Below are 1969 nucleotides of genomic sequence, written 5' to 3' on the forward strand. Positions count from 1 at the left end.
TGAACCGTTGTCTGACCATGGAGCTTTATCAGAAGCTTTCAAGATAAGGCGAGTCAACATACCGTCACCTGCGAAGAGTTCGTATGGAATAACTTGATTGACACCAGCTGTGAATGGACCAGGGAAGTTGGCTTTGTCCAAGTATGTAGCTGGAACATCCACTGTGTCTTTAGTATTGTCAGCTACACCTTTTTGTACTTCAGCTGGGGTAGTTGCTGGTTGAGCCTCACTTGCTTCACGGTCTTGTCCAGAGACTGCAGGAGCAGGATTTGTCGCAGGTTTAACCGCATCTTCTGTTTCTTTCTTAGATTCTGGTTTTGCTTGCACTTCTTCTTTTGGCGCTACCACTTGGTCTTTATCAGCTACATTCACTTTTTCTGGAGAGCTTGTAGCATCCAAGCTTGCTTTAGGGGCTGAGTCTACCTGTTCTGAAGGAAGAGCTGTATCGACTGCTTCTTTGAGAACTCCTACTGGTAAGTCGCTCTTTTTACTCACCGAAGCAGCATCTGGCCCAACTTGAGCAGGGGTTGGATTGATCGCATCGGCACGTACAGAACTTGGTTGACCAACTAGGACAAAGAAGCCACTAGCCACAACAACTGAGGCAACACCGACACTAAGACGGCGAATAGACCAACGAGTATATCTTTGATTTGGATTGAATTTCATAGGATTCTCCTTAGAGTTTTTCTTTATTTGATGACTCTAGTATAATCTCCTAAAATTAAAAAGGATTAAGAAAAAGTTAAAATTTTTCTTAAATCCCTCTTATAAAATACTTATATTAATTAAATCCATAAACAGATTTGGTGATTTGATAGACGACATTGGACAGTTTGCGAGCTGGCAAGACGGAATGTTTGGTCAAACGGCTGAGCATGGTCTTGCGAATGGCTTGAAAGACCTCTGGATTTTCCTGCTGAATATAGGTCCACAGCTCTCGTTTTTTGGCCAGATGCTCCGCTGTTCCAGCTCGATTGAGCAGGGCACTAGAAATAACCGTCGTGATTTCAATATGATTCAGCAAATATTCTCTCATTTTGGGATGACTTACTTTAGATAAATCAAGCTGGTCTATTAAAAGACGATTAACCTTGAGTTGCTGATCGATACGTTTAATCATCACCTGCTCATTGACAGACTGGTCCTCACGCCCAATCAAATAACGATAGAAATCGACTGGCAGATAGTACATGGTCTTGACCTGCTGAAGAGGTGTAAAGACAAAGAGATTATCGACATAAAAAGTATGCTCAGGCAGTTGGAACTGGCTCGCTCGCAACAAATCTGTCCGGTAAATCAGCGAGTGCATCATGATATACTGGCCTTTTGAAAAATTTCCGACCTGATCCCAGCCAAAAATCTGCTGGACAGGCAAGACTGACTCATAACTCATACTCTTCTTGCGAGACTGACCTTCCTTTTCATAAACAAAATTAGTCACAAAGGCATCCACCTCTTGACCTTCACTCTCTAGTTCCTGCAAGGTTTCCAAAATTTTCAGATAGGCACGAGGATCAACCCAGTCATCACTATCAACCACTTTAAAATAGCGCCCAGAGGCCTCTGCCAAGCCACGATTGACAGCACCACCATGGCCCTTATTTCCCTGATAAATGGCTCTAACGATGCTAGGATACTTGCTGGCTAAACGCTCAGCGATTTCCTGAGTCTGGTCCTGAGACCCATCATTGATAATCAAAATCTCAACTTGCTCACCACCAATCACTAGCGACTCCACACAGTAATGAAGATAGGCTGCGGCATTATAGCTAGGAATGGCGATAGACAATAACTTCATAATCTACTCCTTTAGGGGACTGATTTTTTCTTATACTCAATGAAAATCAAAGAGCAAACTAGGAAACTAACCGCAGGTTGCTCAAAGCACTGCTTTGAGGTTGCAGATAGAACTGACGAAGTCAGCTCAAAACACTGTTTTGAGGTTGTGGATAGAACTGACGAAGTC

The 1969-nt window shown here is 43.1% G+C and carries 2 protein-coding genes; both read right to left on the reverse strand.

Features of this window, described 5'->3' with window-relative positions; translation table 11 throughout:
- Positions 1–669, reverse strand: a 669-nt coding sequence (locus tag ADI86_RS00850) for an SSURE domain-containing protein (RefSeq protein ID WP_049531397.1), incomplete at its 3' end; no start/stop codon positions are given.
- Positions 670–784: 115 nt separating this feature from the next.
- Positions 785–1801 carry a glycosyltransferase family 2 protein gene (locus tag ADI86_RS00855; protein ID WP_049531398.1) on the reverse strand — a complete coding sequence of 339 codons (1017 nt, stop codon included), beginning with the start codon at positions 1799–1801 and terminating at the stop codon, positions 785–787.
- Positions 1802–1969 lie beyond the last annotated feature (168 nt).

The organism is Streptococcus pseudopneumoniae, assembly GCF_001074975.1.
GTDB classification, from domain to species: Bacteria; Bacillota; Bacilli; order Lactobacillales; family Streptococcaceae; genus Streptococcus; species Streptococcus pseudopneumoniae_D.